The organism is Paenibacillus rubinfantis (assembly GCF_001486505.1).
GTDB lineage: Bacteria > Bacillota > Bacilli > Paenibacillales > Paenibacillaceae > Fontibacillus > Fontibacillus rubinfantis.
In genome coordinates, this window is record NZ_LN909065.1 from 997,035 (window position 1) to 1,014,617 (window position 17,583).

The following is a 17,583-nucleotide window of genomic DNA, read 5'->3' on the forward strand; positions in this document are numbered from 1 at the left end:
GGTTCCGAACAGCGGCCCCCCGGGGGATCACCGATCGAGGAATCGTTTCCCGCCAACCGGCAACGCTTGCCGCAGCCCATTTCCGCCGGCCAGTTTAACCGCTTTACGCGTCATTTCCCGCGCCGCACGCCAATCCGACGCGGCCGGGCTCCGGCCATAGCTCGCTTGTTCATACAAGAGCAGCAGCGGATCCAATACCTCCGCGAGCTGCGGCCGCTCGCGCTTCCACCGCCCGAACGCTTCCCGCAGCGTCTCCTGGTCACTGCGGGCTAGACCTTTTCGGCGCAGCCGCCTTACCAGACGCAGCGTTTCATAAATCGTCTTCTCTCCCGGCGTCAGCGGCCGGCCCAATCGCAGCCGGAGCCAGAGGAAATACAGCTCCGAACGCAGCTGGTATAAGGTCCAAAGCAATAACACGCTGACGGCGGATACGAAAATCCGCTGCATCACCACCGGATCCAGCTTCGAGAAGAAGCTTTCTTCGGCGGCGGCAACCTCTGTATTGGTATCCGTATCCATCGCGAAAGCCTCATCGCTCTCTTCCGGCGCCTCCATGATCGGCGATACGAAGCCCGGCGTTGCCTCAAACGGAATCCAGCCGTAATCGCCGAAATACAACTCCGCCCAGGAATGGGCATCGGCGTTGCTCACATTGTACGCCCGACCCAGCTCCGGACTGCGCATCATCATCTCGTCGCTCGGCTGACTGCCGGGGGCGTAGCCTTTAACCCACCGCGCGGGAACCCCCAGCGAACGGGCCATAACGACCATCGCCGTCGAATAATAATCGCAGTATCCCTGCCGGATTTCAAATAGGAAACTATCGACAAAATCGTCACTGCGCTTCCGGGTTAAATCCGGTTTGTTCGTATATTCATAATTCTGCCGGAGGTATTGCTGCAGCAAATCCATTTTGGCATAAGGCGTTTCGCCCTCCGCAGTAATCTCCTCGGCTAGGTCTTTCACCCGCTGCGGCAGATTATTCGGCAGCTGCAAATACTCCTCCGGCGCGCCCTCCGAATATATTGTTTCATAACTCGCCTGCTCCAGCTTCTCAAGCGGGATCAGCGGAATATTGGCAACCACCTTATACTTCCTAGGATAATCCGGCAAATCGCCGGGATTGCGGTAGCCGTTCCAGAACAGTTCCGCTTGTTTGCCGGCCCAACGCATATCCGGTTGCTGCCGGTCGTCCAGCAATTCGGCGCTTTCGATGGCGTAACCGCCGAACAGCACGGGGTATTCCTTATCGGTATTCATCGTGACCGTTTGCTCCACCCGCATCGTTTCTACCTTGCCCGGCTGTTCGTGCTCAAGCGGATCCTCGTTGGGTGCGCCGCGATAACGTTCCGTATCCCGACCTTCCTCTTCCAGATCCGCCCATCCTTTGCCGGAGTAGAGACGCCGGGTTTCCCCGCGCCAATAGGACCTTACCGGCGTATCAATCGACATCACCGGGCTATAGCTAAATTCGAACCCATCGCCCAGAGTGGTGTCGTCGCGGCTGTAGCCGGAGACGATCTCCTCCTGAACTGCCGCCGGACCTTCTCCCAACACGCCGGACAGGGCCGAGGGCCCGCCTCCGCCTCCCCCGCTGCGCTTGATCCAAGCCGTGTACGGATCGGTCAGCGTGGGCGACACCGACGGCATACTGATCCCGATCAACAGCACGCAGGCAAAGACGATGCCGATATTCACGGCGATTTTGATCGGGCTCTGCCGTAAACGATGCCAGCCCTGCGGATATTTTCGGCGGTATTCATAGAAATGCGCGCTGACCAACCAGCCGAGACCGGCGAACACAATCCAGGCTACGTTTTGCCATAAATAATAATGCGTAAAAGAGTCCAAAATCGCAAACGCAACCAGATGAACCGCCAAAAACGCCAGAATTCTCGGACGAGTAACGACTAGCCGCAATACCGCTTCGAGCAGCAACCATGCGATAAGGGAAAACCAGATATACGGTGTAAAGGTCAACGCCATCCCGCGGATCTGATCAGGAAAAAACGGTCCAAACGGGACATAAACTCCGTAACTAGTCAGAATAAAACGCCATACGGTCAGAAGAACGAAAATTTTGATCGTCCATTTCCACCCCGCCGGCACCGGAAGCAGCCATTCCACCAGCGCCATCATGATTATCGTCACGGTCACCAGGGTGGTCGTCACCGAGAACCAGAGCGGCTCCGTAAAATCAATCCACTGCATGGCGATAATAACGACCCATAGCAGGGTCAATGTCTGATAAGACTTCGGATATTGAGGTTTGGCCGCCGGTTTCATAGCTTCGCACCCCCCATCGCCGCGGGAAGCTCGCGGAGGGAGGAGACGTAGACGCCGCGCAGTCCCCGCTCCTGCAGGGTTCCCTGCCAGGCGGAACGCTTGCCAGCCCGGTAGGCGTTCGGCACGCCCGACGCCGCGGACTCATCCCCGATCTGGATATGATACGGGATCATCTGCCGCGATTTAGCTAACCTAAGCATCGAGAGCACCTTATCGTCCGCCAATGGGCTGATCAGGATAAAGAACGCGCCCGGCTGAAACAGGTCCTGCTGCGCTTCCAGGCGATCCTTATAGTTGCCGAACCCGTCCGCGTTGATATCTACGAGCTGATGCAGCATTTGCTGCCGCTCCAGATAACTTTCGGCCGGCGGGAAGTAACGGAGGGTTTTGCCTAAGGTGCACAGCCCCATGCTAATGCGTTCCCTTGCCCCATATTCCAGCAGCGAAGCGGCCGTGGATACGGCCAACTCGAACTGCGCCGAGCGGAGGTATCCGCTGGTATGAGCGTCTAGCACCAGGAGCATTTTGGGCAGCGATTCATGCTCAAACTCCTTGGACTTCCACGTCCCCGTTTTCGCAGTGGCGCTCCAGTGAATCCGGGAGATCCGATCCCCGTACACGTAGTCGCGCACCCCGTTGATCTGGGTGGATTCCCGCCGGGACAACGCCACGGCCGTCTCCGGGCCGGCGAGACGTGAATTGCGGCTGTAGAGCTCCCAGTGAGGGATAAACACCGTCCGGGGAAGGATGCGAAACTCTCCGCCGGTGTGAAAGGCGCTGGTGTGCTCCACCAGGCCAAAAATATCCTCGGCACTGCAGTGCGTACCGGTAAATCCGTATTTACCGCGCTCAAGCGGCGGCGTTTTATAGACCAGCTCGGACCTGGAACTGAAATAAGGCACAACGCTGTCCTCGAACACCCAGGTATCTCCGTTATGACGCCGGAGCGTTTCCCGGACGACGATATAAGGCAGCGGCAGGAAGGCCGGAAGCTGCAGTTGCAGCTTCACCATTACCTGATCTCCGGCCTGAAGCACCGCGCCCCGTTCACCGGAGAGGGACAAAGTTCTGGATCCTCTGATCCGCTTCACGCCGCCCAGGCCGCCGATCGCCCAATAGAAACCCAGCACCGAAACCATCATAAACAACATCAGCGAGGTTTTCCCGCCTTGAAACAACACGTAGAGCAGGCAGACCAGCCAGACGGACGCAACTCTCCAGAACTTGCGGGAGGTTAAGCCCATTTTGACGCCTTCGACCAGCGCGCGCATCGGTTACCGTCCTACGGCGACCGGTACATGGACCTGCCGGAGAATTTGCTGCAGCACTTCGCCGACGTTCCGGTGCCCCAGACGGGATTCGGGACGCAGCAGGATCCGGTGTTCCAACACAAACGGTGCCAGCGTCTTGATATCGTCGGGCAGCACGTAATCCCGTTCCTCCAGAAAAGCATACGCTTTGGCCGCGGCCATAAAAGCCAGCGAAGCGCGCGGCGACGCCCCCAGCAGCACATCTTCATGCTCCCGTGTCCGGCGTACGATCTCCAGCAAATAATCGGCAAGCGGTTCGCTGATATGCACGAGTTGAACCTCGCGTTGGATGGCGGTGATCTCCTCCATCGTTGTAACCGATTCCAACTGATCGGTCGGTTGTCCTTGGCTATGGGAACGCAGCATCGCTTTCTCCGTACCTGCATCAGGGTAACCGATCCCGATTTTCATCATAAAGCGGTCCAATTGGGCTTCCGGCAGCAGGTAGGTGCCTTCGAAGTCAATCGGGTTCTGAGTTGCGCAGAGCATAAAAGGATGAGGAAGCGGGTAGGTTACGCCGTCGGCGGTTACACTGCGCTCCTCCATGACCTCCAGCAAGGCCGATTGTGTTTTCGTGGTCGCCCGGTTGATTTCATCCGCCAGCAAAATATGCGTCATCACCGGACCTGGCCGGAATACGAATCGTTCTTCATGGGGATGGAAAACCGAAACCCCCGTAATATCGCTGGGCAGAATATCCGGGTTACATTGAATCCGACGGTAATCGCCGCTCATCGATTTGGCTAGCGCCTTGACGAGCTGGGTTTTGCCTGTACCAGGTACGTCTTCGATTAATACATGGCCGCCGGCCAACAGTGCCGAGAGCAGCAGCTTGATCTCAAACGACTTTCCTAAAATACACGACTCCAGGTTGTTCTTTACGGCGTTCAAAGTTTGCATCGATTGCTCATGTACGGGCACGCATTTTCCCTCCCAAATAAGACCTGTATATATCTACCTATTTTACATGAAGATAGATAGGGAGTACACTGATACCCGTAAAAAGCTGAAGGAATTCCAAAAATTTTATCCTTTGGGCCGGGCGACCAGCGCCGCCAAGAAGGAAAAGATGATCGCCGCCGAGATCCCCGCACTGGTTACGTCAAAAATCCCGGTGATGACCCCGATCCATCCATCCCGCTGCAATTCGGTTAACGCCCCGTGAACCAACGAGTTCCCGAAGCTTGTAATCGGCACGGAAGCCCCCGCTCCGGCGAACTTCACCAGCGGATCATACCAGCCGATCGCGTCCATCACCGCGCCTGCGACCACCAGCGAGCTCATCGTATGCGCAGGAGTCAATTTCAATACATCCATCATCAGTTGGCCAACAACGCAAATTAAACCGCCAATCAAAAACGCCCATAAAAATATCATTTTTCGTTATCCTCCTGTTCCAGGGCGACCGCGTGAGCGATGCAGGGGATGCTCTCGCCTTGCTGATAAGACAGCGGCGACAATAGGGCACCCGTGGCAACGATCAGCACCCGGCCCAGTTCCCGGTTCTTTATTTTTCGCAAAATATGGCCGTAGGTGACAACGGCGGAACAACCGCAGCCGCTGCCTCCCGCGTTGACGTAGGTTTGCTTCTCGCGGTCATAGATCATCAGCCCGCAATCGTTAAAATCCGTCTTGTCCATGGCTACGCCGTCTTTGTCAAGCAGATCCTTGACGATGGCATGTCCCACCGAAGCCAAGTCTCCGGTAACGATCAAATCGTAATCCTCGGGTCCGCGCCCCGTATCGCGGAAGTGAGAGACCAATGTATCCGCCGCGGCCGGAGCCATCGCCGCTCCCATGTTAAACGGATCCTTGACGCCAAGATCCTGGATTCGGCCGATCGTGGCATGGGTGATGCGCGGACCGGACCCTTCCTTCGAGACGACTGCACAGCCCGCTCCGGTAATCGTATATTGGGCCGTCCCCGGTTTTTGCGAACCGTATTCGGTTGGATAGCGGAACTGCTTCTCCACGGTACAGTTATGGCTGGCCGTACCGGCCATGACGTAGCGCGCCCCCCCGGCATCCGCCAGAAAAGCTGCAAGCGCCAGGCTCTCCATCGAGGTGGAGCAAGCCCCGAACACTCCGAGGTACGGCGCGGCGATCGTGCGGGCCGCAAACGTGGCGGTAATAATCTGGTTCATCAAATCCCCGCCGATAAAGAAGGACAAGTCCTCCCGGTTGATGCCGGCATGGATCAGCGCGAGCGACGAGGCGTGCTCCAGCAGCTTGCGCTCCGCTTTTTCCCACGTCTTCTCGTCAATCTCCAGATTGTCATAGACAAAATCAAACGTGGAGGACAACGGCCCTTCGCCTTCTTCAGGCCCAACGACCGTCGCCGCCCCGATAATCGCCGGTTTGGAGCGAAACTCCCAGGTTTGCGAGCCGATCAGCATCCGTTAATGCACTCCTCCCAAGCCGAAAATGACATGAATGACGCCTACGATAAAAGCGGCGACAACGCCAAACACAATCACCGAGCCCGCCAGTTTGAACATATTGGCCCCGACGCCGAGGACAAGCCCCTCCGCCTTGGATTCAATGGCCGAAGAGCACATGGAATTGGCAAATCCCGTCACCGGCACGGCGGTGCCGGCCCCCGCCCACTGGGCGATTTTATCGTAGACGCCCAACGAGGTGAGCACGACGGAGATGAAGATCAGCACGGCGACCGTAGGACTCGCCGCCTCCCGCGCCGTCATGTCGGCAAAGGTCATGAACAGCTGCTGGATACATTGGCCGAGCAGACAGATAAGCCCTCCGACCAAAAATGCCCGCAGGCAGTTGCCCCAGATATTTGTTTTGGGTTTATGCTGGTCGGCAACCTGCTTGTACTCTTGCTCCGTCAGCAGCAGGTGGTTTAGCTTCACCCGAGCGCCCGGCTTGTTTTTCGCTTTTGCAGGCAAACGGCATTCCTCCTTATTTTCCTAACTTGCACGGTATACTCATTATTTGTCATCCGACCGCTTGTTATGTTTGGAAAATCATCCATGGTTTTCGGTATGTAAAAACCCGCAGGATTGAGCTCTGCGGGTTCGTGTCAGGCGTATTCACAGATACAGAAGGATAATGACCAGGAGGATAAAAAGAAGACAGATCACCAGCCAATCCATGGCATACCGTTCCATTAAGCCTAGCCTCCCTCACATTCGCCCATCAAGCTGCTGCATGCTGCAGTATATGCCTGCCAAGAAAAGCCGGTGCGGCGAAAGTCTGCCTGATGAATAAAAACCGCAGGGAGAATGGACAATCGAAAAAAGGTAGTTCATACTAAAATAGAATGTTCACTTGCGATTTTGATGACTTCCTTATAAAGAAAAAAAGGAGAGAAAACAATGAACGAGAAAACACGCGAGCTGTTTAAGCAGCTGACGGAATTTCCGGCGGCACCCGGATTTGAACGGGAGCTGCGAGCCCTCGTTAAGAACAAAATGTCGGCCTACACCCAGGAATTCGTACAGGATAACCTCGGTGGGTTGTTTGGGGTATTGCGCGGCGACGAGCAAGGTCCGCGGGTCATGGTAGCCGGCCATTTTGACGAGGTTGGCTTTATGACCACCGGCATCAGCGACAACGGGATGGTCTCGTTCCAACCGCTGGGCGGCTGGTGGAGCCAGGCTGTATTGGCGCAGCGCCTGCAGATTATTACGCCGGCTGGCCGGATCATCGGTGTGGTCGGATCGATCCCCACTCACCTGCTGGACGAGTCGCAGCGCAGTAAACCGGTGGACATCAAGACGATGTATCTGGACATCGGCGCGGACAGCCGCGAGGAAGCGGAAGCCGCAGGGGTGCGGATCGGCCAACAAATCGTACCGATTTGCGAGTTCACCCCGCTCGTGAATCCGAAGAAAATCATGGCGAAAGCCTGGGATAACCGCTATGGCGTAGGTTTGGCTATCGAGCTGGTGGAGGCGCTGCACGGCGAGAAGTTGCCGAATACCCTCTACGTCGGGGCCAACGTGCAAGAGGAAGTGGGCTTGCGGGGCGCGCGGACGGCGGCTAACCTGATTCAGCCGGACATCTTCTTCGCCTTGGACGCCAGCGCCGCCAACGACATGACCGGCGATAAGAAGGCGTTCGGCCGACTGGGCGACGGTGCACTGCTGCGCATCCTCGACCCGACGATGATCACCCATCGCGGCTTGGTCGAGTATATCCGCGATACGGCGGATACGCACAAGATCAAATACCAATACTTCGTGTCGCCGGGCGGTACGGACGCCGGTCAGGTGCATCTCAGCGGCACCGGCGTGCCGTCGAGCGTCATCGGCATCTGCTCCCGCTACATCCACACGTCCTCCTCGATCATCCATACGGACGATTACGAGGCCGCGAAGGAGCTGCTGATCCGCCTCGTGCGCGGGCTGGACCGCACGACCCTGAACACGATTTTGGAGAACAGCTAAGCCTGAGCGTTGCATCGGACGGCTCGCTGACTTCGGCTGGTCCCGTCATTTGGAATGTTGCAAAAACGGCAACATTTTTCCCGCCAAACCGGTCTCTCTGAGCGAAATGTTGTAATTTGTACAACATTCTCTCCCGGTTATGACGAGATCACGTGAAAATGTTGTACAAACTGCAACTTTCCGCTGCGTAACCGCATATCCCGCCGAAAATGTTGCAGGATTTACAACATTTCCAAGGGAACAGCGCAAAAAACCGCAAGGCCGACAACAAATGGCCTTGCGGTTTTTTCAATTACTTCCGGCTCTCCAGGATCACGACACCCCGCCCAGGTACGGTGATCGTGCCCGACACCTCAGCCTGCGCCAGCAGGTCCTTCATGCCTTCAGCCCCGATCTCCACCTCGGCGGCGCCTTCGTTATGGTTGAGCAGGAATAAGAACGCTTTGCCGTCCTTGACGCGGCGCGCCACCTCGACGCCAACTGGCGCGTCCAGCAGCGGGCGGATCCCCTTTTCCTCGCACAGGTTCTTGAGTAACCCTTGCAGGAAAGCGGCGTCCGGGCTGCTCGCCACATAATAGGCGCGGCCTTGGCCAAACCGGTTGACCGTCACGGCCGGCATCCCTTGATAGAAATCGGAGCCGTATTCCGCCAAGACTTCGGCGCCTTCGGCGTGAATCAAATCGCACAGGAGGCCGCATTCGTATTGGCCCGACAGCCCGCCCCAAGCGTCTTTCATCACAATTTGGTTCGTGCGTCCCGGCAGCAACGCATCGATCTCCTCCGCCCAGATGCCCAGGACGGAGCGCAGCTCGCCCGGATATCCGCCGGTCGTCACCAGATCGTTCTCATTGACGATGCCGCTGAAGAAGGTGGTGATAAACGTGCCTCCATTGGCGACAAACGCCTCTACCTTTTTGGCAAACCCCGGCTTCACCATGTACATCACCGGCGCAATCAAGATTTTATACTTGCTGAAATCCTCCTCCACCGACACCATGTCGCTCTCGACGTGCATTTGGAACAGCGCATCGTAATATTTGTGGACCTCGTTCGCATAATTCAAAGCAACGGTTGGGCCGCTGGATAACTCGATCGCCCAACGATTCTCCCAATCGTAGACGATGCCGACCGAAGCTTCGGTCCGCGAATCCAGCAGCGTATCGCCCAGCTGCTCCAGCTCTCGGCCCAGCTCCGCCACCTCGCGGAAGACCCGGGTGTGCTCGTGACCCACGTGCTCGATCACCGCCCCATGGTACTTCTCGCACGCGCCAATCGAGCGGCGAAGTTGGAAGAACAACACCGTGTCCGCGCCGCGGGCTACCGCCTGATAACTCCACAACCGCATCACGCCGGGACGCTTCAGCGAGTTGTACGGCTGCCAGTTCTGCTGGCTTGGCGTCTGCTCCATCAGCATAAACGGCGCACCGCTCTTCAGCCCGCGCATCAAGTCGTGAGTCATGGCCGTGAGGCTGACCGGCGTATCCAGGGATGGGTAGTTGTCCCACGAAACGATATCCATGTGTTTAGCCCATTCGAAGTAATCCAACTCCGGATAAAGCCCCATCAGGTTGGTCGTTACCGGGATGTTGGGGGTATGCTTTTTGATTTCGTCATACTCCAGCTTGTAGCACTCCAGCAATGATTCGGACTGGAACCGCCGGTAGTCGAGCGAAATTCCTTGGAAATTGGTGCGGTTGCCGCCCCATTCCTCGCTGAGTTCGTTGGGCACGACGATCTCTTCCCAGTCATAGAACGTATGGCCCCAGAAACGGGTGTTCCAAACGCGGTTGAGCTCATCCAGCGTCTTGTAACGTTCCCGCAGCCACACGCGGAAGGCGGAAGCACAGTTGTCACAATAACAGTACCCGCCGTACTCGTTGGAGATATGCCAGATCAGGAGGCCTGGATGGTCCTTGTAGCGTTCAGCCAGCTTGCCGGCCAGACGGGTGGAATATTTACGGTAGGTTGGCGAATTCGGGCAGGAATTATGACGTCCGCCAAACCGGCGTTTCCGTCCCTGCACGTCTACGCGCAGCACGTCCGGATATTTATGGGCCATCCACGCCGGATGAGCCCCGGTGCTGGTCGCCAGGCAGATATGAACGCCGCTTTTGTATAGTCGGTCGATCGTTTCGTCCAATTGTGTAAAATCATACGTTTCCTCGTTAGGTTGATTTAGTGCCCAGGAAAAAACGTTTACCGTAGCCACGTCGATCCCGGCCAACTTGAACATCCGCTCGTCCTCTTTCCAAACGTCCGGTCCCCACTGCTCCGGATTGTAGTCGCCGCCGTACCAAATTTTCGGCAATTTATCGTTGATCACCATACCCACATCCTTTAGTGATATATAACTTCTAAGTCCATTGTAAGGTTGAATTTTTCCGCTTTATATATAATAATCTCGAAATGTAATATAATTATATGGATCAAATTTAGGAGGCAATCATCACGATGAGCTCACGGGCCTTTACCCGTTTCGTTTTCTCTCCAGCCGCAACCCCGGATCTTCCCTTGCTCCTGGAAAGTGTCGGCTATAATCCGAACCAGGAGAAAATCGCCCGCCCCGACGGGTACCCTTACTATCATTGGCTGCAAACCGCCGAAGGCGAAGGCGAGTTGACCTTCGGCAGCGGAACGGTTCCGCTCCCGACGGGCAGCGGGCTGTTGTTGCCGCCGGGCATGCCGCACGCCTACGAGGCCAAGCGGAGCTCGAAATGGGAGACGTATTACCTCACCTTTGGCGGAGCGGCCGCCGGGTCGATCCTGGCAACGTTTGGCATCCGGGAGGCCGCCTTGTTCCGCTGGGACGCGGAGGCTCCGCTCACCCCATTGCTTGGTCAACTGCTGACCAAGCTGGACAGCCTCCAGGACCTGTTCGGCCTGGAAACCTCCACAGAGGTATACCGGTTCCTCGCCGTCCTGAGCCAGTTTGGTCAGGTAAGCAGCAGCGCTGTTCCCCGGAATATGGAGAAGCTGGGGCCGCTGCTCGCCTGGATGGAGCGGGAATACGGCAATCCCGACGTTGGGCTGGATACCTTAGCCGAGGTGGTTGGGATGTCGGGCCGCCATCTCAGCAAGCTGTTCCAGCAAACGTTTGGCATCGCGCCGTACAGTTATCTCACGCAAATGCGCATCCATAAAGCGAAGGAGCATCTGGCCAGCGAGCCCGGCGTCACCGTCGCCGCCATCGCCGGCAAAACCGGCTTCCGCGATGCCAGCCACTTCGTCGCCACCTTTCGCAAGCATACCGGCATGACGCCCCAGCAGTTCCGTCGGCTGCATTAGAGCCGAGTTCCGTCCATTTTCGAAGAAAAAACTGCACTTTTGCATCAATTTGACTCATCGCCATCACCACCGCCGCCCGCGAGGTCGCAGGCATAGGTCCCTAGCTTAAGCCTAGCCAAGCCTGGCCTAGCCCACGAGGTACGTCGCTCCCGCTTCCGTAGGGAAGCGTTCGCCCTCCTGCGCGGTTCGGCCGTCCGGCAAGCGGACGGACAGGCCATGCAGCCCGCGCAGCGTGCACTCGCCGCCGACCGTGGACGTGAGGCGCCCACGCCTCCGGCAGCGCCGGCAACAAGTCGATGCCGTCCATATGGCTTTGCAGCAGCATTTCGGCGATGCCGGCTGCGCCGCCAAAGTTACCGTCGATCTGGAACGGAGGATGATCGTCGAACAGGTTCGGGTACGTGGAGCGCGACAGCAGCGTTTCCACGAACCGATGCGCCGTCTCCCCGTCGCCCAGCCGGGCGTATAGGTTGATCAGCCATGCGCAGCTCCAGCCGGTATGGCCTCCGCCGTTCCGGATACGCTCCTCCAGCGTGCGGTGCACGGCCTCGGCCAGCTCCGGCGTCTGACGCACGGTGATCGCATCCCCCGGGTAGAAGCCGTACAGATGGGACACGTGCCGATGTCCCGGCTCGGCTTCCGCAAACGGCTCGCTCCACTCCTGCAGCCGACCGTCCGGGCCAACCTGCGGCTGAGCCATATGCGAGAGCGTATCAGCTAACTCCTGCCGCCAGGCCTCGTCGACGCTGAGGATCTCCGCCGCCCGGATCGTATGCTCCAGCAGCTCGCGGATCAGGAACAGATCCATCGTGCTGCCGGCGGATACGCTGCAGGGCTCGCCGCCGTCCGGCGTCAGGAACTTGTTCTCCGGCGAGGTCGAAGGCGCCGTAACCAGCCGTCCGTCCGGGCCAGCCACCAGCCAATCCTGGCAGAACTCGGCGGCTCCCTTCATCAGCGGATACGCTGTCTCCCGCAGGAACTGCTCGTCCATCCCAAATTCGTAATGCTCCCACAAATGCCGGCACAGCCACACCCCGCCCATCGGCCAAAACGCCCAACTGGCTTCGCCGTCCGACGGCGTTGACTGACGCCATAAATCCACATTGTGATGGGCGACCCAGCCTCTAGCGCCGTAATGAATCCGCGCCGTTCGGGCACCGCTCACGCTAAGGTCGCGGATCAGCTCGAACAGCGGCTCATGGCAGTCAGCCAGCCCGGCAACCTCCGCAGGCCAATAATTCATCTGCGTATTGATATTGGTCGTATAGCCGCAGTTCCACGGCGGCTGCACACGTGGGTTCCAAATGCCCTGCAAATGGGCGGCCTCCGTCCCCGGCCGGGAGCTGGCCATCAACAAATACCTGCCGTAGTGAAAATACAACGCCTCAAGCCCAGGGTCCGCAGCAGCCCCTTTACGGTATGCCTCCAGCCGCTCGTCCGTCGGCTGGGCCGCCCGCTCCACCGCCGCCGAAGCGCTGCCCAGGCGCAGCTCGATACGGCCGAACAGCCCCCGCTCCCCGGCGTCTTGTCATAGCCGGCGAAGTCCGTCGCGGCCGCCAGCAGCAGCGTCACCGCTTGGGCCCCGCGCACCGTCAACCGTCCCGTTCCGTCTGCCTCCGCCGTGCCGCCCTCCGGCAGCGCCAGCACTTGCACCTCGAAGGAGAGGCCTAGCCCTTCCTCGTACAACACCGATTGTGGGTGATCCCCACGATAGTTGTCGGCGACGTGGCTGGGCGCCCGGCCCGTCATAATGATACGGTCCGGTCCACTCCCGAGCTGGTGTTGGAGCAACGAATCCAAGGATGCAGCCAGATTAACGGACTGGTTCCCCAACGCCGCGATCCGCACGACCAACACTTGGTCGACCGCGCTGACAAAGACCTCACGGAGATAGGCCGCCTCGCCGATCCGATAGCTCGTCGCGGCGATCCCTGTGGCCAAATCCAATTCCCGGCGGAACCCGCGAACCGTGCTTTCTCCACCTGTCTGACCTGCCGTCTCTTCTCCTGCTCCTTCTCCCTGCTCCAGCCGCAAATTCCCCAGCGGCTGGTAGGATTCCGTACGCCGGCCCAGCATTTCCGCGTCGATCAGTTGCTCCGCTTCTTTGTATTTGCCGGCAAAAATTAGCTCGCGCGCCGGTCCGAGATGACGCAGCGCATCATAGTTCTGCGGATCCCGAGGAAATCCCGACCATAACGTATCCTCGTTTAGGGCGATCAACTCCCGGTGGATCCCGCCGTAAACCATCCCGCCCATCCGCCCGTTTCCGATGGGAAGCGCCTCTTCCCAGCGGGAAGCGGGCCGGTCATACCACAGCTTCCATTCCGTTTGATCCGAATGGGTCAACGTCGTCACATCCTCTCAAATTCTTCGATATTGGCGCAAAAAGGCCCGAGAAATCACGGGCCTTTTCGCTATTTATTTCATTCTCTAAAATATCAAACTATTGCAATTTCTTGCCGGTAAACAGCTCAACTCTCTTCTTCACCAGTTCCGTATATTCGGCTTCCATTTCCTTGGCGCCGGCTTTATCCAACTCGGCAAGGAATGCGTCATACACTTTGTCAAAGTCGGCTTCTTTCGCCAGAACCGCTTCCGGAATCCGTTTGCGGACGATATCCTGCGTTTTTTGGTAGATCACTTGATAATCTCCATCCGTAGGCGTAGGCATGTTGTACAACGCGCCCCAGTCCTTCGCAGGGAAGGCATCTTCGCCTGGGAACAGGTCTTTCCAGGTCGTTGCGTTATAAGCCTTCAGCGTTTCTTTTTCCGCTTCCGTATAACCGGCTACGATTTGCTCAGGGAAGTTCGTGGTATAGTAGTTGCCCGAAGGATCTTTGACGCCGTCGCCATAGTTCGCACCAAAGATGCGATATTGGCTGATGCCGGATTCCTTCGTAAAGTTCGTGGTGTCATTCACTTTGCGTTCTTGAATGTCGGCCGGAACGACGCGTTGACCGTTTTCGTCAATCGTGTAGTGCTTGCCTTCGACTCCCCAGTTTCTCAAAACTTGACCTTCGTCAGAAGACAACCAGTCGATGAATTTAATCGCGCGAACCGGATCTTTACAAGCCGTCGTGATGCTGATGCCATAGCCGTCAACCCCCGCTTGCTGGAAGGAGTGATCTTCGTATTCCTCCGACAAAGTGACCGGGAAGTGCGCGTAAGTGTACTCGTCTTTCCCTGCCGTCTTCAGGGCGTTCTCGGCATCTTGATAACCCCACTCCTGGTCGATAAGACCAAGCACGCGGCCGCTGGCGATTTTCGCTTTGTATTGGTCTTCTTTTTGAACAAATGTATCTTTATCCAACAGACCTACGTTGTACATGTGGTTCAGCCAGCGGAAGTAGTCTTTCTCTTCCGGACGTTTGTAGTGCAGCATCGCTTCGTACGTTTCCGGATCGACGTAGTATTCTCCATCATCCGGTGCGCCCGTTGCCAGGAACGCCGGGTTCGTGACCGTAATCATGATTCTCCAGTCGTCGGCGCTCAGCGTCAGTGGAATCGTTGGCTGACCGTCCGTCGTTGGGTGTTTCTCCACGTATTGCTTCAGGACGTTTTCGAAGTCTTGTACCGTACGAACCTTCGGATATCCGAGCTCCTTCAGCACGCGTTGCTGGATTTCAAAACCGCCGCCGGCGTCAAAATACTGTTGATCTACGCCGCCGTTCGTAAAGATCGAATAAATCGCTTGATCATCGTTGCTGTATTTCAGGCGGTTCATATTTTCGCTGAACATCTTCTTCAGGTTTGGCGCATGCTCTTCAATCAACGGAGCCAGGTCAACAATCAGTCCCGCATCCACAAGCTTGCTTAATTCGCCTTTGGCAAAAATCAGATCCGGCACGTCGCCACTCGCAGCCATCAAGGCGATTTTGTTCTCACCGCCGCCGGCGCCTACGTCAAACTCGGCTTCGATCGTCACGCCGGTTTTCTCCGTAATGACCTTACCTACATCGTCCTGCATATTGTTCCAGTTCGGACTGGCATCCGCACCAAAGAAAGTAAAGGTAATTGGGCTGGTGTCCGCGGACGCTTCCGCGTTGCTCCCTGCGTTCCCGGTGTTTCCTGTATTTCCGCTATTGGCTGCATTGTTTCCGTTGCTCCCGCAACCTGCCACCAACATCGTACTTGCGAGCAAAATGGCTGCAAAAGCTTTCGGGCTTCTCCATTTCATTTCTACTTTCCCCCTCGTCGTCATAGTAAAACTTGTATTGTATAACAGGCTTTCGCCTGCTGATACCGAAACGGTGTTGACCTTTCCCGGCACATCCGGATAAGAAAGGGCTTACATCATTGGCTGAAAAAGAAATCTACTCTTGAAGGATGCCCCCCGCCGCCAGTCGGCGGCGGAAGCGAATCCATGAACGTGATCCTAGGCTTTGACTGCACCCAATGTCATCCCGTCTACGAAATAACGCTGCAAGAACGGATACACGATCAAGATCGGAACCGTGACGACAATCGTGATCGCCATCTTGATGGACTCCGGTGAGACCTGAGCCATCATATTGGCCATGTCGTTGGCATTGGTCATTCTTGCACCTTGGTTGGTGCTCTGCAGGATTTTCATCAACTCGTATTGCAAGGTTGTTAAGTGCGCCTTATTCCCGTTGTACAGATAGGTATCAAACCAGGAGTTCCACTGGCCTACCGCCAAGAACAAGGCGATCGTTGCCAGAACCGGCTTACAGAGCGGCAGGATGACCTTATAGTAAATCGTAAAGTCGTTGGCCCCGTCCAGCTTGGCGGATTCCTGCAGCGCATACGGCAAGCCGTCGATAAAGGAACGGATGATAAACACGTTAAACGCGCTCACGATTCCCGGAAGGATGTAAATCCAGAATGTGCCGATCAAGTCCAGATGGCGCATCAGCATATAGGTCGGAACCAAGCCGCCGGAGAAGTACATCGTCAGCGCCAGGAACGTGGACACGAACTTCCGGGATTTGAAATCCGGCCGGCTTAGCGTGTACGCCAGCATCGATGCGCTGATCAACCCGAGTACAGTCCCAAGCACCGTCCGGTAAATCGTAATTTTGAAGCCCGTAATCAGGCTGGAATAATTGAAGATCGTTTTATAGTTCTCCAAGGTGAATTCCCGCGGCCAGATGTAGATGCCGCCTCGAACCGTGTCCGTGGAATCGTTGAAGGAGATCGCCAGCACGTTCAGGAAAGGGTACAACGTGATGATCAAAATCACGGTCATCAGAATGAAGTTGCAGATGTTGAAAATTTTGTCGCCCCGCGTGTCGTTAAAAGCTTTGCTTGAGCTTGCCATCGTCGTCTCCCTCCCCCTACATGATGCTTTCTTTGGTTGTTTTCTTCATGATTCCGTTGGCGGTAAGCAGCAGGATAATGCTGACCACGGAAGTGAACATACTGATCGCGGTACCGTACGAGAACCGGCTGATATTAATCCCGTAGTTCAATGCATAGAGATCCAGTACTTCGGAATAGTCGGTCACCAACGAGTTGCTGAGCTGGAACTGCTTCTCGAACCCGATGCCGATCAAATGGCCGATCGACATGATCAGCAGCACCGAAATCGTGGTCCGGATCCCCGGAAGTGTAATGTTCCAGATTTGGCGGAAACGTCCGGCTCCATCGACCCGTGCCGCCTCATAAAGCTCTTTATCGATACCGGTGATCGCCGCCAAGTAAATGATGGCGTTCCAGCCGGTTTCCTTCCATACATCGGAAGCGGTTACAATTCCCCAAAACCATTTCCCTTGGGCCATAAATTGAATCGGCTCGTTAATGATGTTCAGGGATACCAAGAGATCGTTGACGATCCCTCCGTCAATGGAGAGCATTTTGGTGATAATCCCCCCAACGACAACCCAGGACACAAAGTGCGGTAGGTAGGAAACGGTTTGTACCGTCCGCTTAAAGTATTTGCCGCGCAGCTCGTTCAGCAGCACTGCAAAGGTAATCGGAATCACAAATCCCGCGACCAGTCCCATGAGGCTCATGGCCAGCGTATTGCGGAGGACCAGATAGAACCGTTCATCCTGGAACAGGTCCACGAAGTTCTTGAATCCGACCCATTCCTGTTCGGAGAAGGATTTTGACGGCTTGTATTTTTGGAAAGCCATCGTCCAGCCCCAAACCGGCAAATAGTTGAATACAAACAACCAAATGACGAATGGCATGGACATTAAGTATAAGTACTTCTGCTGTAAAATGCTCCGCCAGAACCCGGTCTTCCGCTTCTTCGGCGGCTTAGGGGTTGCGCTTACATTTTTGGTTTCCGGCCGAGGTGACAGCGTTTCCATCTCTTTACTCCCCCC

Annotated in this window: 14 protein-coding genes; 2 read left to right on the forward strand and 12 right to left on the reverse strand. The window is 56.5% G+C overall.

Annotated features, from left to right (window positions below):
- Positions 1–27: 27 nt before the first annotated feature.
- The 6 genes from BN3277_RS16160 to spoVAC all read right to left on the reverse strand — a co-directional run bounded on the left by BN3277_RS16160 (position 28) and on the right by spoVAC (position 6,502).
- The gene (locus BN3277_RS16160) at positions 28–2,286 is read right to left on the reverse strand and encodes a DUF4129 domain-containing transglutaminase family protein (RefSeq protein WP_059044321.1); all 2,259 of its coding nucleotides are present in this window, start codon (positions 2,284–2,286) and stop codon (positions 28–30) included.
- A complete protein-coding gene (locus BN3277_RS16165; RefSeq protein ID WP_059044323.1) occupies positions 2,283–3,557 on the reverse strand; it encodes a DUF58 domain-containing protein in 1,275 nt (424 codons plus the stop codon). Before BN3277_RS16165 ends, BN3277_RS16160 begins: the two co-directional genes overlap by 4 nt.
- A 3-nt stretch (positions 3,558–3,560) precedes the next feature.
- A complete protein-coding gene (locus BN3277_RS16170) occupies positions 3,561–4,517 on the reverse strand; it encodes an AAA family ATPase (RefSeq protein WP_059044325.1) in 957 nt (318 codons plus the stop codon).
- 105 nt (positions 4,518–4,622) lie between these two features.
- Positions 4,623–4,973, reverse strand: a complete 351-nt coding sequence (gene spoVAE, locus BN3277_RS16175) for a stage V sporulation protein AE (RefSeq protein WP_059044327.1) — start codon at positions 4,971–4,973, stop codon at positions 4,623–4,625.
- Positions 4,970–5,992 (reverse strand): stage V sporulation protein AD, encoded by a 1,023-nt coding sequence (gene spoVAD, locus BN3277_RS16180; RefSeq protein WP_059044329.1) that lies wholly within the window; start codon positions 5,990–5,992, stop codon positions 4,970–4,972. The genes spoVAE and spoVAD overlap by 4 nt, the downstream gene beginning before the upstream one ends.
- Before the next feature lie 3 nt (positions 5,993–5,995).
- A complete protein-coding gene (spoVAC, locus tag BN3277_RS16185) occupies positions 5,996–6,502 on the reverse strand; it encodes a stage V sporulation protein AC (protein WP_059044331.1) in 507 nt (168 codons plus the stop codon).
- A gap of 429 nt (positions 6,503–6,931) precedes the next feature.
- Here spoVAC and BN3277_RS16190 point away from each other — a divergent pair, with 429 nt between their 5' ends.
- Positions 6,932–8,005, forward strand: a complete 1,074-nt coding sequence (locus BN3277_RS16190; RefSeq protein WP_059044332.1) for a M42 family metallopeptidase — start codon at positions 6,932–6,934, stop codon at positions 8,003–8,005.
- A gap of 292 nt (positions 8,006–8,297) precedes the next feature.
- On the opposite strand, the gene BN3277_RS16195 is transcribed toward BN3277_RS16190, so the two are convergent.
- Entirely contained in the window at positions 8,298–10,328 is a 2,031-nt protein-coding gene (locus BN3277_RS16195; RefSeq protein ID WP_059044883.1) for a beta-galactosidase, read from the reverse strand.
- A gap of 128 nt (positions 10,329–10,456) precedes the next feature.
- Here BN3277_RS16195 and BN3277_RS16200 point away from each other — a divergent pair, with 128 nt between their 5' ends.
- Positions 10,457–11,290, forward strand: a complete 834-nt coding sequence (locus tag BN3277_RS16200; protein ID WP_059044333.1) for an AraC family transcriptional regulator — start codon at positions 10,457–10,459, stop codon at positions 11,288–11,290.
- A gap of 100 nt (positions 11,291–11,390) precedes the next feature.
- Here BN3277_RS16200 and BN3277_RS26300 read toward each other — a convergent pair whose 3' ends face one another.
- The 5 genes from BN3277_RS26300 to BN3277_RS16220 all read right to left on the reverse strand — a co-directional run bounded on the left by BN3277_RS26300 (position 11,391) and on the right by BN3277_RS16220 (position 17,568).
- The gene (locus tag BN3277_RS26300) at positions 11,391–12,752 is read right to left on the reverse strand and encodes a glycosyl hydrolase family 95 catalytic domain-containing protein (protein ID WP_316244810.1); all 1,362 of its coding nucleotides are present in this window, start codon (positions 12,750–12,752) and stop codon (positions 11,391–11,393) included.
- Positions 12,641–13,636 carry a glycoside hydrolase family 95 protein gene (locus BN3277_RS26305; RefSeq protein WP_316244811.1) on the reverse strand — a complete coding sequence of 332 codons (996 nt, stop codon included), beginning with the start codon at positions 13,634–13,636 and terminating at the stop codon, positions 12,641–12,643. The genes BN3277_RS26300 and BN3277_RS26305 overlap by 112 nt, the downstream gene beginning before the upstream one ends.
- A 97-nt stretch (positions 13,637–13,733) precedes the next feature.
- Positions 13,734–15,467 (reverse strand): ABC transporter substrate-binding protein, encoded by a 1,734-nt coding sequence (locus BN3277_RS16210; protein ID WP_059044334.1) that lies wholly within the window; start codon positions 15,465–15,467, stop codon positions 13,734–13,736.
- 198 nt (positions 15,468–15,665) lie between these two features.
- The gene (locus BN3277_RS16215; protein ID WP_059044335.1) at positions 15,666–16,571 is read right to left on the reverse strand and encodes a carbohydrate ABC transporter permease; all 906 of its coding nucleotides are present in this window, start codon (positions 16,569–16,571) and stop codon (positions 15,666–15,668) included.
- A gap of 16 nt (positions 16,572–16,587) precedes the next feature.
- Positions 16,588–17,568, reverse strand: a complete 981-nt coding sequence (locus BN3277_RS16220) for an ABC transporter permease (RefSeq protein WP_059044336.1) — start codon at positions 17,566–17,568, stop codon at positions 16,588–16,590.
- Between the last annotated feature and the right edge of the window lie 15 nt (positions 17,569–17,583).

Excerpts from the sequence above, each read along its gene's own strand:
- BN3277_RS16210 (WP_059044334.1), bottom strand. The coding sequence starts at position 15,467 with ATGAAATGGAGAAGCCCGAAAGCTTTTGCAGCCATTTTGCTCGCAAGT.
- BN3277_RS16165 (WP_059044323.1), bottom strand. The coding sequence starts at position 3,557 with ATGCGCGCGCTGGTCGAAGGCGTCAAAATGGGCTTAACCTCCCGCAAG.
- BN3277_RS16220 (WP_059044336.1), bottom strand. The coding sequence starts at position 17,568 with ATGGAAACGCTGTCACCTCGGCCGGAAACCAAAAATGTAAGCGCAACC.
- spoVAE (WP_059044327.1), bottom strand. The coding sequence starts at position 4,973 with ATGATATTTTTATGGGCGTTTTTGATTGGCGGTTTAATTTGCGTTGTT.
- spoVAD (WP_059044329.1), bottom strand. The coding sequence starts at position 5,992 with ATGCTGATCGGCTCGCAAACCTGGGAGTTTCGCTCCAAACCGGCGATT.
- BN3277_RS16215 (WP_059044335.1), bottom strand. The coding sequence starts at position 16,571 with ATGGCAAGCTCAAGCAAAGCTTTTAACGACACGCGGGGCGACAAAATT.
- BN3277_RS16200 (WP_059044333.1), top strand. The coding sequence starts at position 10,457 with ATGAGCTCACGGGCCTTTACCCGTTTCGTTTTCTCTCCAGCCGCAACC.
- BN3277_RS16160 (WP_059044321.1), bottom strand. The coding sequence starts at position 2,286 with ATGAAACCGGCGGCCAAACCTCAATATCCGAAGTCTTATCAGACATTG.
- BN3277_RS16190 (WP_059044332.1), top strand. The coding sequence starts at position 6,932 with ATGAACGAGAAAACACGCGAGCTGTTTAAGCAGCTGACGGAATTTCCG.